Origin of the sequence: Lentzea sp. NPDC051208 (genome assembly GCF_040682435.1) — a bacterium.
Classification (GTDB): domain Bacteria; phylum Actinomycetota; class Actinomycetes; order Mycobacteriales; family Pseudonocardiaceae; genus Lentzea; species Lentzea kristufekii.
On record NZ_JBFBAW010000003.1, the window covers coordinates 452179 to 469114 of the forward strand.

A 16936-nucleotide genomic window follows, 5' to 3' on the forward strand; every position below is an offset into this window, starting at 1 on the left:
CCGCTCACTTCGTCTTCGGCGCCAGCGCCCGCGAGATCACGGTCGCCAGCAGGTTGAACAGGGTGATGATCAGCACGAGCGTGATCGCCGCGCCCCACAGGCGCTCGAAGCCCGCCTGCGTCGGGTTGTTGCGCTCGTTCACCATCATCAACGGCAGCGACGCCATGGGGCCGTCGAAGAGGTTGTAGTTGATGTACGGGGCGTACGCCGCGAGCACCAGCACCGGAGCGGTCTCGCCCATGACGCGGGCGAGGGCCAGCATGATGCCGGTCAGGATGCCGGACAGCGCCGTCGGGATGACGATCTTGACGATCGTCTTCCACTTCGGGATGCCGAGCGCGTACGAGGCCTCGCGCAGCTCGTCCGGAACGATCTTGAGCATCTCCTCGGTCGTGCGCACGACGACCGGGACCATCAGCAGCACCAGGGCGAGCGACACGGCGAACGCGCTGCGGCCGAAGCCCGCGTAGGTGATCCACACCGTGTAGACGAACAGCGCGGCGACGATCGACGGGACACCGGTGAGGATGTCGACCATGAAGGTCGTGGCCCGCGACAGCTTCGACCGGCCGCCGTACTCGACGAGGTAGATCGCGATCATGATGCCGATGGGCACCGAGATGACGGCGCACAGCAGACCTTGGATCAGGGTGCCGTAGATCGCGTGGTACGCGCCGCCGCCCTCCTGGCGGGCGAGCAGGCCGGACAGCGACTTCTGCCACCAGTCCCCGTCGAGGATGACCGGGAAGCCGCGCTGGATCACGGTGTAGAGCACCCACACCAGCGGGATGATGGCGATCAGGAACGCGCCCCACACCAGTGCGGTGGCGAGGCCGTTCTTGATCCGCCGGGAGACGCTGACGGACTGGAACGTCGGCGGCGTCGCGAGGCGCGTGGGGTCCGCGAGGTTGGTGCTCACTCGTACTCCTTGTGGCCGGCGACGATCGAGCGCGCGATGGCGTTGACGACGAAGGTCAGCACGAACAGCACAAGACCGGCCGCGATGTAGGCACCGGCTGAGCGCGGGTCGTTGAACTCCGGTGCGGCGAGGGCGATCTTCGAGGCGAAGGTGGCACCACCGTCGAAGAGCGACCAGCCGAACGACGAGGTCGCCGTGCTCAGGATGATCATGACCGCGATGGTCTCGCCCAGCGCGCGGCCGAGGCCGAGCATCGAGGCGCTGACGTAACCGGCCTTGCCGAACGGCAGGACGGTCGTGCGGACGACCTCCCACTTGGTCGCGCCGAGCGCGATGGCGCCCTCGACGTGCATCGTGGGCGTGCGCTCGAAGACCTCGCGGCTGACGGCCGTGATGATCGGCAGGATCATCACCGCGACGACGATGCCCGCGGTGAAGACGGTGGCGCCGAGCTGCAGGTTCACGTTGCCCTTGGCGAACAGCGGGAACCAGCCGAGGTTCTCGACCAGCCACTGCGAGACCGGGTAGAGCTCCGGACCGAGCACGAACAGGCCCCACAGACCGAAGACGATCGAGGGGACCGCGGCCAGCAGGTCGATGACGTACGCGAACGGCCGGGCGAGGTTGCGCGGCGCGTACTGCGTGAGGAACAGGGCGATGCCCAGCGCGATCGGCATGGCGATCAGCAACGCCACGATCGACACGACGACGGTGACCAGCAACAGGTCCAGGATGCCGAACCGCAGGTTCTCCGGATCCGAGGTGTTCCACTCGCGGCTGGTCAGGAAGTTGACGTTGTCCAGCCCGAGTGACGGGATCGCCTGCACGATGAGGAACAGGCCGATCGCACCGATGAGCGCGACGATGAAGACACCGGACCCCGTCGCCAGGCCGCGGAAGATGCGGTCGCCAGGCCGGACGTGAGGTGCCTTAGTAGTTTCTGAAGCTTCCGGTGTCGGGGGAATCGGAGCCTCCGAGGCGTGGGGAGCAGCCGCTGCGCCCCGCTCGGCTCCGGCTGCACCGGAACCGGCGGGGCGCTTGGCCACGACGGGATCTTTCATCGCGTCAGCGTTTAACCGAAGTCTCGCATCAACCTCAGGCGATCGCCTTCACGGCGGTCAGGAGCTTGTCCTGGAACGCCTTGGGCAGCGGCACGTAACCGGCGTCGGCGAGCTGCGCCTGACCGGTGGTGGCGGCCACCGTGAGGAACGCCTTGACGGCCTTCGCGGTGTCGGCGTCGTAGCCCTTCGAGCACACGATCTCGTAGGTCGCGAGCAGCAGCGGGTACGCACCGGCGGCCTTGGAGCCGTAGATCGAGTCGAGGTCGAGGACCAGGTCGTTGCCCTGACCCTTGATCTTGGCCTCGTCGATGGCCTTGCCGGCCGACTCGGCGTTCAGCTCGACGGCACCGGCACCGGAGTCGATCTTGGCGATGGACAGCTTGTTGTCCTGCGCGAACGACCACTCGACGTAGGTGATCGCACCGTCGATGGAGCCGACGGCCTGCGCGACACCGGCGGACTTCTCCTTGCCCTCGCCGACACCACCCTTGAACTGCTTGCCGTCACCCTTGGTCCAGCCGCCGGCGACCTTGAGGTACTTCTGGAAGTTGTCGGTGGTGCCCGACTCGTCCGAGCGGTAGATGACCGCGATGTCCTTGTCCGGCAGGGTCGCGGAGCCGTTCAGCGCCTTGATGGCCGGGTCGTTCCACTTCTTGACCGCACCGGAGAAGATGGCGGCGGTGGTCTTGGCGTCCAGCACGAGGCTGTCCACACCGGAGACCTTGTAGCCGATGGCGACGGGGCCGAAGACCAGCGGGAGGTTCCACGCCGGGTTGCTCTGGCAGCGCTTGGCGGCGGCCTCGGCCTCGGCGCCTTCCTTGAGCGCGGAGTCCGAACCACCGAAGTCGACCTGGCCGGCGTTGAAGTTCTTCACGCCCGCGCCGGAGCCCGAGGGGTTGTACGCGAGGTCCACACCGGGGCAGGCAGCCTGGTAGGCCTGCACGAACGCGTCGACCGCGTTCTTCTGCGCGGAGGAGCCCTCGGCGTTGAGCTTGGTCTTGCCACCGCACTCGACCGGGACAGACGCAGCGTTCGACGAGGTGTTCGTACCACCCGCCGGCGCGTTGTTGTCACTGCCACACGCACTGAGCAGCAGCGCGCTGGCCGCGACGAGGCCGAGAACGGCACCGTGCCGCTGGATCTTCACCTTGGTCCTCCACCTTGCGGAAAGCATTAGCGGTTCGCGACGGACGCCGCCGCTCGCTACGGAAGGTAGGTAGCCAGAATGGACAGACCGCCTAGTCAGGGTGAACGGGAGGTGAACACCGAACGGGAAGTGACGGGTCACACGGCCAAAAGAGTGACGGCGTGACCAGCGCGTATGCGTTTTGTGACGGTACGTTGACTACCGGGCGTACTGGACGTCCGCGTCCCAGAGGGTGAAGCCGAGCTTCGTGTACACCCTGACCGCCGCGGTGTTGTCCGACTCGACGTAGAGCATCACTTCCTTGACGCCCTGTTCGCGCAGGTGACGGAGCCCCGCGAGGGTGAGCGCCCGGCCCAGGCCGCCGCCCTGGCGGTCGGGGTCGACACCCACGACGTACACCTCGCCCAGCTCGGGCGTGTGCACCTTCGTCCAGTGGAAGCCCGCCAGCCTGTCGTCGGCGTCGAACGCGAGCAGGAAGCCCTCGGGGTCGAACCAGGGTTCGTCCTCTTTGGCGCGAACGTCCTCGATGGACATCGCGCCCTGCTCGGGGTGCCAGTCGAACGCGCGGTGGTTCACGTACACGACCGCGGCCTCGTCCTTGCCCGGGACGAACGGCCGGATCCTGATGCCCTCGGGCAGCTTCGGCTCCGGCAGGTCGTTCTCCACGCGCAGCCGCATCCGCAGCAGCTCGCGCACCTTGCGGAAGCCGAGCTTCTCGGAGAGCTTCTCCGCGTCCGGGTGGCCGCCGTGCGCCCAGATCCGCAGGGACTCCTGCGGGAGCGCCTTCACCAGTGCCTCGCCCACGCCCTGATGGCGGTGCTTCGGGTGCACGGCGAGCTCGGCGACCTTGTTGCCGCCGGAGTCACCGATCAGGTCAACGTGCGCGTACCCGGCGAGCTCGCCGTTCAGGTGCGCGAGGAGGTGCCTGCTGCCTGTCGCGCCGGGGCGCATCCGCAGTCGCACGGCCTCGCCGACCGGGGCCACGCCATCGGTGCCCTGGGCGGCCTCCAGCAGACCCGTCACCTCGGCGGCCTGGTCGGCCGTCAGCTCCTCGAACCAGCTCAGTTGCGCCACACAGGCGAACCTACCGCGCGATCAAACGCTCATCCAGGACGTGGGCGGAGTCGTCGATCTCCATCTCGGTCACGTCGGCCGGACGGCGCGACGAGCCGGGACGCGGCGGGCGCACGAACTTGTAGCCCACGTTGCGGACCGTGCCGATGAGAGCCTCGTGCTCGGGGCCGAGCTTGGCGCGCAACCGTCGCACGTGGACGTCGACCGTGCGGGTGCCGCCGAAGAAGTCGTAGCCCCAGACCTCCTGCAGCAGCTGAGCGCGGGTGAAGACCCGGCCCGCGTGCTGCGCGAGGTACTTGAGCAGCTCGAACTCCTTGTAGGTGAGGTCGAGCGGGCGGCCCTTGAGGCGCGCGGTGTAGGTGGCCTCGTCGATCACGAGGTCGCCGAGCTGGATCGCGCCGTCGCCACCGGGCGCGGTGGTGCCGCGCCGCGAGCGGACCAGCCGCAGGCGGGCGTCGACCTCGGCGGGACCGGAGTTCGGCAGCAGGATCTCGTCGACGGACCAGTCGGAGTTGACGGCGACCAGACCGCCCTCGGTGACGACGGCCACCACGGGCACGTCCACACCGGACGAGTCGAGCAGGCGGCACAGCGAGCGCGCGCCGACCAGGTCCGTGCGGGCGTCGATCAGCACGATGTCGTGAGGACCGGCTTCGAGAAGCGCGGAGACCTCGGGGCGCAAGGGGCGCACGGCGTGGGGAAGCAGAGCCAGTGCCGGAAGAACAGCCTCCGGGTCCGGGTCTGTCGTAAGCAGAAGCACGTCGATGCTCATCGCGGCGCCCTCCAAATCGGCCGTGGACGGTCACCATGACCAGACCAGCGGCGTACGGTGACCGGGCCCCGTTGCCTGCGGATGACGGAGACAATACCGGTGCACCCCGAGAAAGTCCCAGGTCAAGAAGCCGTGCTCACACTTGTTTCCACAAGCGTCACGCCTGTTACATCCATGTCACACGATGGGGTGCGTCTGCACGGCGTCCACCACAAGAGCGAAAGCGACCTCGCTTTCGTTGTGGGACACGGGTTCACGAGCAACGTGCGCAGGCCGTACGTCTCCCGCGTGCTCGCCCGGATGGCCCGGAAGGCCGGCGTCGTGGCGTTCGACTTCCGCGGGCACGGACGCTCCGAAGGGCGCTGCACGGTCGGCGCGGACGAGATCCACGACATCGAGGCCGCCGTTCTCAAGGCCCGCGAGCTCGGGTACTCGAAAATCGCGACCGTCGGGTTCTCGATGGGCGCCTCGATCGTCCTGCGGCACGCGGCCCTGGGGAAGACCCGGCCGGACGCCGTGGTCTCGGTGAGCGGGCCCGCGCGGTGGTGGTCGCGGGAGACCGCTCCCATGCGCCGGGTGCACTGGTTGCTGGAGCAGCCGCACGGCAAGCTCGCCGCACGGGCGCTCGGGGTTCGGCTCGGCGGCAGCTGGGTACAAGCGCCGGAGAGTCCGCTCGAGGTGGTCGGACGCATCACGCCGACCCCGCTGCTGATCGTGCACGGTGACCTGGACCACTATTTCTCCGTGGACCACGCCAGGTCGCTGCACCGCGCGTCCTCCGGACATGCCGAGTTGTGGATCGAACCCGGCATGCGGCACGCCGAATCGGCCGCGACTCCAGACCTGGTAGACCGGATGGCGGCATGGATCGCCGTTAACGTCGAGGACGAGGAATGACTGCGCAGACCCCCGCACGGCCGCGAAAGAAGAAGTCCCGTCGCGGGAAGTTCCTCATCATCACGGTGATCGTGCTGGGCGTGCTGCTCGTCGCCGCCGACTTCGCGCTGGCCGCGGCCGGCGAGTACCAGATCGCGCAGCGGATGCGGGAGAAGCTGCAGCTCAACGAGGACCCGTCGGTGCGCATCAACGGGTTCCCGTTCACCCTGCAGGCGTTGCGCGGCGACTACCAGCACGTCGAGATCCGCGCGTACGGCGTGCCGATCCGCAACGAGCAGCAGGGCGTCGACCTGCGCGACCTCGACGTCGAGGCCGACCTGCTGCACACCCGCGTCGAACTCGCGGACCTGCTCGCGGGCAACGTCTCCAAGGCGACCATCGACACCGTCAAGGGCAGCGTCCGGATCAAGGCGATGGACCTGAACCGGCTGGCCAACCAGGTGACGCCGTTCGACAAGCTCTCGATCGAGCCGGACAACCGCGTCGCCACCCAGACCCCGGCCGACCCGTTGGCCCCCAAGACGACCGCCGCGGTGAAGCTCTCCGGCCAGACCAACGTCGCCGGCAAGGTCATCACGCTCACCGCGTACGGGCAGATCGCACTGGCCAGCGGTGCCATCCAGATCAACATCGACGACATCGAGCTGGACGACGCGTCGCTGAAGCAGATCATCCCGCAGCTGCGCCAGGCGCTCGCGATCAAGATCGACCCGGGCACGTTGCCGTTCAGTGCCACGCCTACCGCCGTCGAGGTGGAGAGCGGTGCGTTCAAGCTGTCCGGCGAGATCGCGGATGTACCGTTGGTCCAACGATGACCGGTGTGTGGGCGCTGCTGGGCGCGCTGGCCGTGGCCGGCGCGATCGGTGTGCTGCTCAAGGTCCGCGAGGGCCGCATCTCCCGCGCGAAGGACTCGATCGACCTGCCCGCCCCCGTGCGCGACCTGCTCGCGCCGGGGGTGACGCTGGTCCAGCTCTCCACCACGTTCTGCGCGCCGTGCCGGCACGCGAAGGTGGTACTGCGCGACCTCGCCGACCGCACGGACGGCCTCACCCACGCCGAGCTCGACGTCACGAACCTCCCGGACGTCACGACCAAGCTCGGCGTCATGCGCACCCCCACGACGCTCGCCCTGACGTCGGACGGCACCGAGTTGTTGCGAGTCGGTGGCGTGCCGAAACGCGACTCGTTGCTGGCGGCTCTGCGACCGCATTTGCCTTAATCCGGTCGGGTGAACCTGCGTTGTTCCACCAGATGGACATACCTCCCGCACCGAGGGATTGAGGGCTACCCTCGCTGGCATGACCCTGCTGCTCACGAAGCGACGCGCGGTTGACCTGTGCCGCACGCGCAGCAGCCTGTGTCGCACGACGAGCTGAACCGGGCTGCTTGACGCCCATCAGCTACCTCTGCCGGACTGGTTCCCCTCGTCCGTTTGCCCGGAGGTCGTCGTGCCCAAAGACTCCCCTGTAGACCCGCGCGGACCGCGCTTCTCCGCCTGGATGACCACCGTCATCCTCGCGATCGTGTTGCTGACCGGCTGGTGGCGACTCCTCGCCGCCCAGACGGTGCTCTTCGCGATGTGCGCGTTCATCTCGCTGAAGCTGAACCCGTGGGGTCACGTCTACCGCTACGCGATCCAGCCGCGCCTGACCCCGACCACCGAACGCGAGGAAGCCGCCCCGCTGCGGTTCGCCCAGGGAGTCGGCTTCGTCTTCGCGCTGATCGGCACCCTCGGTTACGCCACGGGCCTCACCACGCTCGGCATGGTGGCGACCGGCATGGCCCTGGTGGCAGCACTGCTCAACGCGGCGCTCGGCCTGTGCCTCGGGTGCGAGATGTACCTGGTGCTGCGCAGGTACGTACCAGCCTTCGCTCGACCGCAATAACGACACGCACTACTACAGGAGCAACTTCCCATGAGCCGTGAGAACGTGCTGGTCTCGGCCGCCTGGTCCGAAGAGAACCTCCAGGCGCCCGGCGTCGTGTTCGCGGAGGTCGACGAGGACACCACCGCGTACGACGGCGGACACATCCCCGGAGCCGTGAAGATCGACTGGAAGAACGACCTCCAGGACCCGGTCCGCCGCGACTTCGTCGACCGCGAGGGCTTCGAGAAGCTGCTCTCGGCCAAGGGCATCTCCAACGACGACACCGTCATCCTCTACGGCGGCAACAACAACTGGTTCGCGGCCTACGCGTACTGGTACTTCAAGCTCTACGGCCACACCAACGTCAAGCTCCTCGACGGCGGCCGCAAGAAGTGGGAACTCGACGGCCGCCCCCTGGACAAGGAGGAGGTCGTCCGCGAGACCACCTCCTACAAGGCCCAGGAGCAGGACCTCTCGATCCGCGCGTTCCGCGACGAGGTCGTCGAGGCCATCGGCAACAAGAACCTCGTCGACGTGCGCTCCCCCGACGAGTTCTCCGGCAAGCTGCTCGCCCCGGCCCACCTCCCGCAGGAGCAGGCCCAGCGCGGCGGCCACATCCCCTCGGCCGTGAACGTCCCGTGGTCCAAGGCGGCCAACGAGGACGGCACCTTCAAGTCCGACGACGAACTCCGCGCGCTCTACGCCGAAGCGGGCTTCGACGGCAGCCGCAAGACCATCGCGTACTGCCGCATCGGCGAGCGCTCCTCGCACACCTGGTTCGCCCTGCGCGAGCTGCTCGGCCACGAAGACGTCAAGAACTACGACGGTTCTTGGACGGAGTACGGCTCGCTCATCGGCGTGCCGATCGAACTCGGTTCCGGCAAGGAGGCCTGATCATCATGTCCAACGGCTGCGGCGCCCCCGCTCAGGGCGGCACGATCGACGCGGGCACCACCGAAACCGTGCTCGAGGGCAAGGTCGTCTCCGACGGCACGCCGGTGGGCGGCGCCTTCGTCCGCCTGCTGGACTCGACCGGCGAGTTCACCGCGGAGGTGGTCACCTCCCCGGAGGGCGACTTCCGCTTCTTCGCGGCACCGGGCAGCTGGACCGTCCGCGCCCTGCACCGCACCGGCAACGGCCAGGCCGACGTGTCGGCCTCGGGCCCCGGCGTGCACGCGGTGGAGATCGCGGTCGCCTGAGACCGCAGGTCGCAAGACCTGGTTGGTATGACGAAGGCCTCGGCGGTGCAACACCGCCGGGGCCTTCCACGTCCCGGAAGCGCCACTAACGCGATGCCGCAGGCGAGCCTTCCGACGGCGAAGCCGAGGCTTTGGCTTTCGCTTTGGCTTTGGCTTTGGCTTTGAGCCAAGACCGAGGGGTGGTGTGTCCCATCACGAGTCGCACCACAGCTCTTGCTGCACGTGAGGAGGGGTGTCAAACGGACACGCTCTTCGTCCGTTTGACACCCCTCCTCACGTGTGGCCCGCTCTTGGTGCGGCTCGTGATGGGACACACCACCGACGCCACCCGTCTAAGCAACCGGCGGCCGCCCAACGCAAAAGGCGTGCCATCTACCTACGGGCGGCGTGGACCCCTGATCAGATTGCCGGGGTCTGGGGCAGAGCCCCAGGGGAAGCACGCAACGCAAGGTCGCCGCCCGCAAGGCGACCACCCGCAAGGTCGCGGCCCGCAGGGTCACCGCCCGCAGGGTCACCGCCCGCAAGGCCGCCGCACGCAAGGTCGCCGCTCGCAAGGCCACGCCAGACAGGCCACGCCAGACAAGGCCACACCAGCCAAGACGACCACCCCCAACAGCCGCAGCAAACGCACCCCCAACGGCAGCCCCCCCGGTGTCCTCCACCACCACAACCCTGCACGTCATCACCAGCGAGATATCCTCTCCACCGTGGAACACATCTTCACCGGACTCCTGGTGCTAGTGACGATCGCCGTAATGTGGTTCGCCGGCTACGTCGTCTACCGCCTCTACTCCGACCAGCGATGACCAGCGGCGACGAGGCCATCCGCCTGGCCGAGGAACGAGCAGCCGCCACGAGGGCGCGCAACCTCCCCCAGTTCGACGACATGCCCGTCCCGGGCGACACGGCGAACCTGCGCGAGGGCGCGAACCTCAACGACGCTCTGCTGGGCGTCCTGCCGCTGGTGGGCGTGTGGCGAGGCGAGGGCGAGATCGTCTACCCGACGATCGACGGCCCGTTCCGCTTCGGCCAGCAGATCACGTTCGCCCACGACGGCCGGCCGTTCCTCGTCTACGAGGCTCGGTCGTGGCTGTTGAACGAGGCCGGCGAGGTCATCCGCCCGGCGGCGAGGGAACAGGGCTTCTGGCGCCCGCAGGAAGACGACACGATCGAGTTCCTGCTGACGCACAACACGGGCATCGTCGAGCTGTACTACGGCAAGGTGCGCACGCAGACCTCCTGGGAGTTCGAGACGGACGCGGTCATCCGCTCCGCCACGGCCAAGGACGTCAAGGCTTCGCAGCGCCTGTACGGCGTGGTGAACGGCGACCTCGCGTACGTCGAGGAGCGCGCCATGATGGGCCAGGAGATGCAGCCGCACGCGTCGGCACACCTCAAGCGCGTCGTCGGCTAGCTCGCACCAGGATCGCTGGATTGTTGAACGATTCGCGTGTCGGATTGTTCAACAATCCCACGATTCCCCGTAACATGGGTGCATGCTTCTGCGGCGCTGCGGAACCGACGCGCTCCTGGTCGAGGTCGACTCACTGAGCGAGGTCGCGGCCGTCCGCGCAGCCCTCGAACAGCTCGACGGCATCGAGGAGCTCGTCCCGGCCGCGCGCACGGTGCTGGTCAAGGGCGCGCTGAGCCAGGTCAGGGACGCGCTGAAGACCATCGACCTCACCAAGGTCCCCACGACGCACTCGCGCGAGATCACCATCCCCGTCATCTACGACGGCCCGGACCTCGCCCTGGTCGCCGAGACAGCCGGCACCACCCCGGACGAAGTGGTGCGGCTCCACACCACCGCCACGTACGAGGTCGCGTTCTGCGGCTTCGCGCCGGGCTTCGGCTACCTCACAGGTCTCCCGAAAGCACTCCAGCAGCCGCGGCTCGACTCCCCGCGGACCAAGGTCCCGCAGGGCTCGGTCGGCATCGCGGGCGAGTTCACCGCCGCCTACCCCAGGCCGACACCGGGCGGCTGGCGGCTGATCGGCCGCACCGAGATCACGCTGTTCGACGCCAGGGCCGAGACCCCCGCACTGCTGCAGCCGGGCGACCAGGTCAGGTTCGTGGTCGCATGAAGCGCACCGTCACGATCATCAGAACCGGACCGCAGGCGTTGGTCGAGGACCTCGGCAGGCCCGGCAACGCGCACCTGGGCGTGCCTCCGTCGGGTGCGCTGGACCAGGAGTCGCTCAAGCTCGCCAACCGCCTCGTCGGCAACCCCGAGGGCGCGGCCGGACTGGAACTACTACTGGGCGGCCTCGCGCTCAAAGCCCATGCGAGCTGCACGGTCGCCGTCACCGGGCCGGCCACCGAGGTCCGCGTCGATGGCAGGCTCGCCGACTCGCACCACCCGATCCACCTCAAGCAGGACGAGGTCCTGGAGATCGGCACCCCGCAGACCGGTCTGCGCAACTACCTGGCGCTGTCCGGCGGCATCGAGGTGGACGAGGAACTCGGCAGCCGCTCGACCGACCTGCTCTCCGGAATCGGTCCAGACCCGTTGCGGGACAACGACGTCCTGCATCTTGGGACACCGAACCTGCCCGAAGGTGCCGATGTGGTGCCGCCGCACAACGCGCTGCAGACGTTGGTCATCCCGATTCGGCTCGGGCCGCGGGACGACTGGTTCGACGACGCGGAAACCCAGCTGCGGCAGGGTTCCTGGACGGTGTCGGACCGCAGCAACCGCGTCGGCGCGCGGCTCAACGGAACCACGCTGAATCGTCATGACGGGGAGATTCCCAGCGAGGGGATGATCACCGGCGCGGTTCAGGTGCCGCCGGACGGGCAGCCCGTGATCTTCCTGAACGATCATCCGACGACGGGTGGTTACCCCGTCATCGGCGTGGTGGACAACGATCACCTGCGGTTTCTCGGGCAGGCCCGGCCGGGCACGGAGGTCAGGTTCCGCCCGGTCGACTGAGCGCGCACGCCGTTGACGGAGTGGTCCAGACCAAATACCGTAACTGGCAGCCGCCGCGGAATCTCTACCAAACTGGAGTTCCGCATGCGCCGGATCCCTGCCCTCCTAGCAGTTCTGCTCGCGGTCTTAGCCTTGGCGGTCCCTGCACAGGCCGCCACGGGCATCACCGCGACGTTCTTCCGCACCGGCACGAGTGCCAAGTTCGTCGTCGCCAATGCGAGCACGACCGCGCTCAACGGGTGGTCGATCAAGTTCGACCTGCCGGCCGGTGTCACGGCCAGCGCCCCGCAGAACGCGACGATCACCCAGAACGGCACGAGAGTGACGCTCACTCCGGCCTTCTACATCAACAACCTCCAGCCGGGACGCAACACCGAGCCCTACAGCCCGACGTTCTCGCTGAGCGCCGCGGCCGACCCGGCCACCTGCACGATCAACAACATGGCGTGTGACGGCAGCGGCACCGCGCCACCGGCGCCGACCGGGCTGACCGCCGAGTACTCGGTGGCCGGTGGCTCCGCGAAGTTCGTCGTCCGCAACCACTCCGCCGCGGCCGTCTCCGACTGGTCGATCTCCTTCACGCTGCCCAACGGCGTGACGGTGAGCAACGGCCAGAACGGCACGATCTCCCAGAACGGCAACCAGGTCACCGTCACCCCTGCGCACTACAACAAGACGGTGGCGGCCGGAGGGACCACCGAGCCGTACAGCCCGGCGTTCTCGATCAGCCAGAACGCCGCCCCGGTGACGTGCCGGATCAACAACGCCAACTGCGACGGCAGCGCGGACACCCCGCCCAGTGCACCGACGGGTCTCGCGTCACCGACGAAGACCACGCGCACAGTGAGCCTGCAGTGGAACGCCTCCACACCCGGCTCGCTGCCGATCGCCGGCTACGACGTCTACAACGGTGCAAGCCTCGCCGGCAGCTCCACCACGACGTCGACGATCATCACCGGCCTGAGCCCGAACACCGCGTACTCCTTCACGGTGCGGGCCAAGGACACCAAGGGAACCCAGTCGGCGCCGAGCTCCGCGCTGAGCGTCACCACCAACAACCCCGCCAACGACACCATGCCCCCGACCGCGCCGGGCAACCTGCGGTCCACGGCGAAGGACGCGGGCAGCATCACGCTGACGTGGAACGCCTCCACGGACAACAGCGGGGTTGCGAACTACGATGTCTACGTGGGCACGACCGTGAAGACGACGGTCTCCGGCACCACAACGGTCGTCACCGGCCTCTCGCCGTCCACGAACTACACGTTCACCGTGCGCGCACGGGACCTCTACGACAACGTGTCCGCCGCCAGCAACGCGCTGAACGAGCGCACTGGTGACATCGTCGGCGGCTACGCCCGTGTCGGCTACTTCGTGCAGTGGGGCATCTACGGACGCCAGTACTTCGTGAAGGACATGGACGCCGCGAAGATGACTCACGTCAACTACGCGTTCGGCAACATCGACCCCGTCAACCTGACATGTCTGCACGGCGTCACGAAGGGCACGAGCCCGAACCCGCAGGACCCGAACCAGGGTGACGGCGCGGGTGACGCGGAAGCCGACTACAGCAGGCCGATGAGCGCGGCGCAGTCCGTCGACGGTGTCGCGGACAGCGGCTGGGAACCGTTGCGCGGCAACTACAACCAGCTCAAGAAGCTCAAGGCGAAGCACCCGAACCTCAAAGTGCTGATCTCGCTCGGCGGCTGGACCTACTCCAAGTACTTCTCGGACGTCGCGGCGACGGACGCGGCGCGCAAGAAGTTCGTGGCGTCCTGCCTCGACGTCTACATCAAGGGCAACCTGCCCGTGTACAACGGCGCCGGCGGTCCGGGCAGCGCGGCGGGCATCTTCGACGGCATCGACCTCGACTGGGAGTGGCCGGGTGCCGAAGGCCACGCGGGCAACCACTTCGGCCCGCAGGACAAGGTCAACAACACGCTGCTGATCGAGGAGTTCCGCCGGCAGATGGACGCGCTGAGCACCACGACCGGCAAGCGCTACCAGCTCACGGCGTTCACCCCGGCCGACCCCGCCAAGATCGAGGCGGGCTGGGAGCTCGGGCGGGTCGCGCAGTCGATGGACATCTTCAACGTCCAGGGCTACGACTTCCACGGCTCCGGCAGCGACAACTCGTGGGAGCCCAACCGGACCGGCCACCAGGGCAACCTCTACCCGGACCCGGACGACCCGTACACGACCAAGTTCAGCGTCGAGAGCACCGTCCAGGCCTACCTCGACGCCGGAGTGCCGTCACGCAAGATCACGCTCGGCCTCGCGTTCTACGGCCGCGGCTGGCAGAACGTGGTCAACGGCGGCAAGAACGGCGAGTGGCAGACCGCGGGAGGTGCGGCTCCCGGCCAGTTCCCGGAGGAGTCGGGCACGCGCGGGTACGCCAACCTGATCGCGTCCGTGCCGAACTGCACCGTTCACCACGACGAGGTGGCCGTGGCGACGTCCTGCTACACCGGCAACCAGTGGTGGACCTTCGACGACGTGTGGTCGATCCAGAAGAAGACCGCGTGGCTGAAGTCGAAGAACCTGCTGGGCGCGATGTTCTGGGAGATGTCGGGTGACCGCGGCCCGTTGATGGCCGCGGTCGACGCCGGACTCAGGTGAGGTTGATGAGGGGAGCTTTCATCAACCTCAGGTTGATGAAAGCTCCCCTCATCAATCAGTACTCGGACTCGTACAGGTCCTGCAGCTCGGTGAGCAGGGCCGACGAGTCGGGCAGCTGCTTGCCGTCCAGCACGGTCACCCGCGTGATCTTGCGGACGCTGGACGCGAGGAACACGCCCTCGGCGTCGTAGAGCTCGTCGGTCTGGATCGGCTCCACGAGCACGGTCCAGCCGGCGCGCTCGGCGGCGCGGAACAACGCGTACTGCGTGGTGCCGGGCAGGATGCCGAGCTTCGACGGCGGCGTGACCAGGGTCTTTCCGCGCACCATGATCAGCGTCGAGGTCGGGCCCTCGAGCACCGAACCGTCGGACGTCGTGAAGACGACCTCGGCGGCACCGCGGCGCTCGGCCTCGCGCAGCGCGGCCATGTTGATCGCGTACGACAGCGACTTCGCGCCCAGCAGCAGCCACGGCGCGCGGTCGGCGAGGTCCGCGTCGATGCCGCGGTCCAAGGTCACCGCCGCCAGGCCCTCGGCGCGCTGCTTGAGCACCTTCGCGCCGATCTCCATGCCGAGCGCGAACCCGGTGGGCGTGCCGTCGCCGCCCTCGACGCCGCGGGTGTAGACGAGCTTGAGTGCGAACTCGCTGCCGCCGGTCCAGTTGCCGATGACCAGCTCGACCGCGCGCTCGAACTCCGCACGCGGAGGAGGCTGCATGTCGAGCATGGCCGCGGACCGGTCGAGCCGGTCGAGGTGGGGCGTGAGTTCGCGGGGCTTCCCGTCGACCACGAGGATCGTTTCGAACACGCCATCGCCGCGCATGAGTCCGAGGTCCTCGACGCGGATCTGCGGCGAGTCGGGGTCAGCGAGGGTTCCGTCGAGCAGTGCCAGCACGCGCATGTCGGGAGCCTACTAGCAGCAACTAACATGGCTGGTGTGGAGACCGCAAGAGGCCTGCGCAAAACGCTGCACGACCGCGGTATGAGGATGACGCCGCAGCGTCAGCTCGTGCTGGACGCGGTCAGGTCGCTGGAACACGCGACACCCGAGCAGATCTGTCAGCGCGTCCAGGAGACGGCGCCGACGGTCAACATCACCACCATCTACCGCACGCTCGATCTTCTCGACCGGCTCGGACTGGTTCGGCACACGCACCTTGGCCACGGTGCGCCGAGCTACTCGGTCGAGGATCACCGGCACGTGCACCTCGTGTGCCACGTGTGCGGTTCGATCCAGGAAATCCCGTGTGAGCTTCTCGACCCGTTGGTCGGAACATTGCGGGAGCGCGACGGGTTCGAACTTGATGCAAGCCATCTCGCGCTGTCCGGCACTTGCCGCGACTGTTTGAAGCAGGAGCAGGAGATCGAGTGACCCTCCCCGGAGCCGTCCCGCCGCCCGACGATTCCACGGATGCCGGCGTCGCCTGGCACTACGGCGACCCGTTCGCCGAACAGCGCTCCGCCGCCCGTTCGGTGGTCGTGGTCGACCGCTCGAACCGCGGTGTCATCGCGATCCCCGGCGAGGACAGGCTCAAGTGGCTGCACCAGCTCACGAGCCAGCACTTCGAGCAGCTCGGTGAGGGCGCGGCGACCGAGGCGCTGATCCTCGACGCCCAGGGCCGCCTGGAACACCACATGGTCGTCGCGAACGTCGGCGGCACGGTGTTCCTCGACGTCGAGAAGGTCGACGACCTGCTCGCGTACCTGAAGAAGATGGTCTTCTGGTCCAAGGTGGAGCCACGCGACGCCACGGCGGAGTTCGCGCTGCTGACGATCACCGGGCCGGACACCCCGGCGCTGCTGGAGAAGCTCGGCATCCCGATGCCGTCGAACGTCGACGCGCTCGGCGAGGGCTTCGTGCGCAGGGCCTCGTGGCCGGGCCGGAACGCGGTCGACCTGCTGGTCCCGCGCGCCGAGCTCGCCGGCTGGTGGCAGCGGATCACCGACGCGGGCGCGCGCCCGGCGGGCAGCTACGCGTTCGAGGCGCTGCGGGTCGAGTCGCTGCGCGCCCGGCAGGGCGTCGACACCGACGAACGCACGATCCCGCACGAGGTCGGCCTGGTCGACCCGGCCGTGCACCTGAGCAAGGGGTGCTACCGGGGCCAGGAGACGGTCGCGAAGGTCCACAACGTGGGACGCCCGCCCAGGCGAATGCTCCTACTCCACCTGGATGGTTCTGCCGACGCCCAGCCGGAGACCGGTGACCCGGTGACCCTGGACGGCCGCGTGGTCGGCCGGGTGGGCACCGTGACCCTGCACCACGAGCTCGGCGCGATCGCGTTGGCTCTGGTCAAGCGGTCTGTACCGGTCGAGGCGGAGCTCGTCGCGGGCGCTCCCGAACGCGCGGTTCCCGCACGGATCGACCCCGACTCGGTGCCGCCGGACACCCCTGGTCTGGGCCGGGAAGCTGTTCGCAACCTGCGGGGATGACCCCAGCGGACCGCTAAAGTC

19 protein-coding genes are annotated in these 16936 nt (G+C 68.2%); 13 read left to right on the top strand and 6 right to left on the bottom strand.

What is annotated here, in order from left to right; genetic code table 11:
• Positions 1–4: 4 nt before the first annotated feature.
• The 5 genes from pstA to AB0M48_RS09650 all read right to left on the bottom strand — a co-directional run bounded on the left by pstA (position 5) and on the right by AB0M48_RS09650 (position 4973).
• Entirely contained in the window at positions 5–919 is a 915-nt protein-coding gene (gene pstA, locus AB0M48_RS09630) for a phosphate ABC transporter permease PstA (RefSeq protein ID WP_363837924.1), read from the bottom strand.
• Positions 916–1980: a phosphate ABC transporter permease subunit PstC gene (gene pstC, locus AB0M48_RS09635; RefSeq protein ID WP_363837927.1), complete on the bottom strand. Its 1065-nt coding sequence runs from the start codon at positions 1978–1980 to the stop codon at positions 916–918. The genes pstA and pstC overlap by 4 nt, the downstream gene beginning before the upstream one ends.
• Positions 1981–2014: 34 nt before the next feature.
• Complete coding sequence (pstS, locus tag AB0M48_RS09640; protein ID WP_363837930.1) at positions 2015–3127, bottom strand: phosphate ABC transporter substrate-binding protein PstS; 1113 nt, start codon at positions 3125–3127, stop codon at positions 2015–2017.
• 198 nt (positions 3128–3325) lie between these two features.
• Positions 3326–4174 (bottom strand): mycothiol synthase, encoded by an 849-nt coding sequence (gene mshD / locus AB0M48_RS09645; RefSeq protein ID WP_363838358.1) that lies wholly within the window; start codon positions 4172–4174, stop codon positions 3326–3328.
• A 37-nt stretch (positions 4175–4211) separates the two neighbouring features.
• A complete protein-coding gene (locus tag AB0M48_RS09650; protein ID WP_363837933.1) occupies positions 4212–4973 on the bottom strand; it encodes a response regulator transcription factor in 762 nt (253 codons plus the stop codon).
• A 174-nt stretch (positions 4974–5147) separates the two neighbouring features.
• On the opposite strand from AB0M48_RS09650, the gene AB0M48_RS09655 reads away from it, so the two are divergent.
• From AB0M48_RS09655 to AB0M48_RS09705, 11 genes are all read left to right on the top strand, one after another.
• Positions 5148–5870 carry an alpha/beta fold hydrolase gene (locus AB0M48_RS09655; protein WP_363837936.1) on the top strand — a complete coding sequence of 241 codons (723 nt, stop codon included), beginning with the start codon at positions 5148–5150 and terminating at the stop codon, positions 5868–5870.
• Complete coding sequence (locus AB0M48_RS09660; RefSeq protein ID WP_363837940.1) at positions 5867–6685, top strand: DUF2993 domain-containing protein; 819 nt, start codon at positions 5867–5869, stop codon at positions 6683–6685. The genes AB0M48_RS09655 and AB0M48_RS09660 overlap by 4 nt, the downstream gene beginning before the upstream one ends.
• Entirely contained in the window at positions 6682–7089 is a 408-nt protein-coding gene (locus AB0M48_RS09665; RefSeq protein WP_363837944.1) for a thioredoxin family protein, read from the top strand. The genes AB0M48_RS09660 and AB0M48_RS09665 overlap by 4 nt, the downstream gene beginning before the upstream one ends.
• 79 nt (positions 7090–7168) lie before the next feature.
• Positions 7169–7246, top strand: coding sequence for a putative leader peptide (locus tag AB0M48_RS09670; protein WP_360045477.1), 78 nt, complete (start codon positions 7169–7171; stop codon positions 7244–7246).
• Positions 7247–7318: 72 nt separating this feature from the next.
• Positions 7319–7756 carry a DUF4395 domain-containing protein gene (locus AB0M48_RS09675; protein WP_363837947.1) on the top strand — a complete coding sequence of 146 codons (438 nt, stop codon included), beginning with the start codon at positions 7319–7321 and terminating at the stop codon, positions 7754–7756.
• Positions 7757–7786: 30 nt separating this feature from the next.
• Positions 7787–8632 carry a sulfurtransferase gene (locus AB0M48_RS09680; protein ID WP_363837951.1) on the top strand — a complete coding sequence of 282 codons (846 nt, stop codon included), beginning with the start codon at positions 7787–7789 and terminating at the stop codon, positions 8630–8632.
• 5 nt (positions 8633–8637) lie between these two features.
• Complete coding sequence (locus AB0M48_RS09685; RefSeq protein ID WP_258946378.1) at positions 8638–8937, top strand: DUF1416 domain-containing protein; 300 nt, start codon at positions 8638–8640, stop codon at positions 8935–8937.
• An 802-nt stretch (positions 8938–9739) separates the two neighbouring features.
• On the top strand, positions 9740–10351 hold the full coding sequence (locus AB0M48_RS09690) for an FABP family protein (protein WP_266035700.1): 612 nt from the start codon (positions 9740–9742) through the stop codon (positions 10349–10351).
• 82 nt (positions 10352–10433) lie between these two features.
• On the top strand, positions 10434–11021 hold the full coding sequence (pxpB, locus tag AB0M48_RS09695) for a 5-oxoprolinase subunit PxpB (protein ID WP_363837956.1): 588 nt from the start codon (positions 10434–10436) through the stop codon (positions 11019–11021).
• Positions 11018–11869 carry a biotin-dependent carboxyltransferase family protein gene (locus AB0M48_RS09700; protein WP_363837959.1) on the top strand — a complete coding sequence of 284 codons (852 nt, stop codon included), beginning with the start codon at positions 11018–11020 and terminating at the stop codon, positions 11867–11869. The genes pxpB and AB0M48_RS09700 overlap by 4 nt, the downstream gene beginning before the upstream one ends.
• Before the next feature lie 84 nt (positions 11870–11953).
• On the top strand, positions 11954–14488 hold the full coding sequence (locus AB0M48_RS09705; RefSeq protein ID WP_363837963.1) for a glycosyl hydrolase family 18 protein: 2535 nt from the start codon (positions 11954–11956) through the stop codon (positions 14486–14488).
• 55 nt (positions 14489–14543) lie between these two features.
• Here the strand turns inward: AB0M48_RS09705 and AB0M48_RS09710 are convergent, their stop codons facing one another.
• Entirely contained in the window at positions 14544–15386 is an 843-nt protein-coding gene (locus AB0M48_RS09710) for an aminodeoxychorismate lyase (RefSeq protein WP_363837968.1), read from the bottom strand.
• A gap of 27 nt (positions 15387–15413) precedes the next feature.
• Here AB0M48_RS09710 and AB0M48_RS09715 point away from each other — a divergent pair, with 27 nt between their 5' ends.
• Both AB0M48_RS09715 and AB0M48_RS09720 read left to right on the top strand, forming a co-directional pair.
• On the top strand, positions 15414–15857 hold the full coding sequence (locus AB0M48_RS09715; protein WP_363837972.1) for a Fur family transcriptional regulator: 444 nt from the start codon (positions 15414–15416) through the stop codon (positions 15855–15857).
• On the top strand, positions 15854–16915 hold the full coding sequence (locus tag AB0M48_RS09720; protein ID WP_363837975.1) for a folate-binding protein: 1062 nt from the start codon (positions 15854–15856) through the stop codon (positions 16913–16915). The genes AB0M48_RS09715 and AB0M48_RS09720 overlap by 4 nt, the downstream gene beginning before the upstream one ends.
• The last annotated feature ends 21 nt before the right edge of the window (positions 16916–16936 follow it).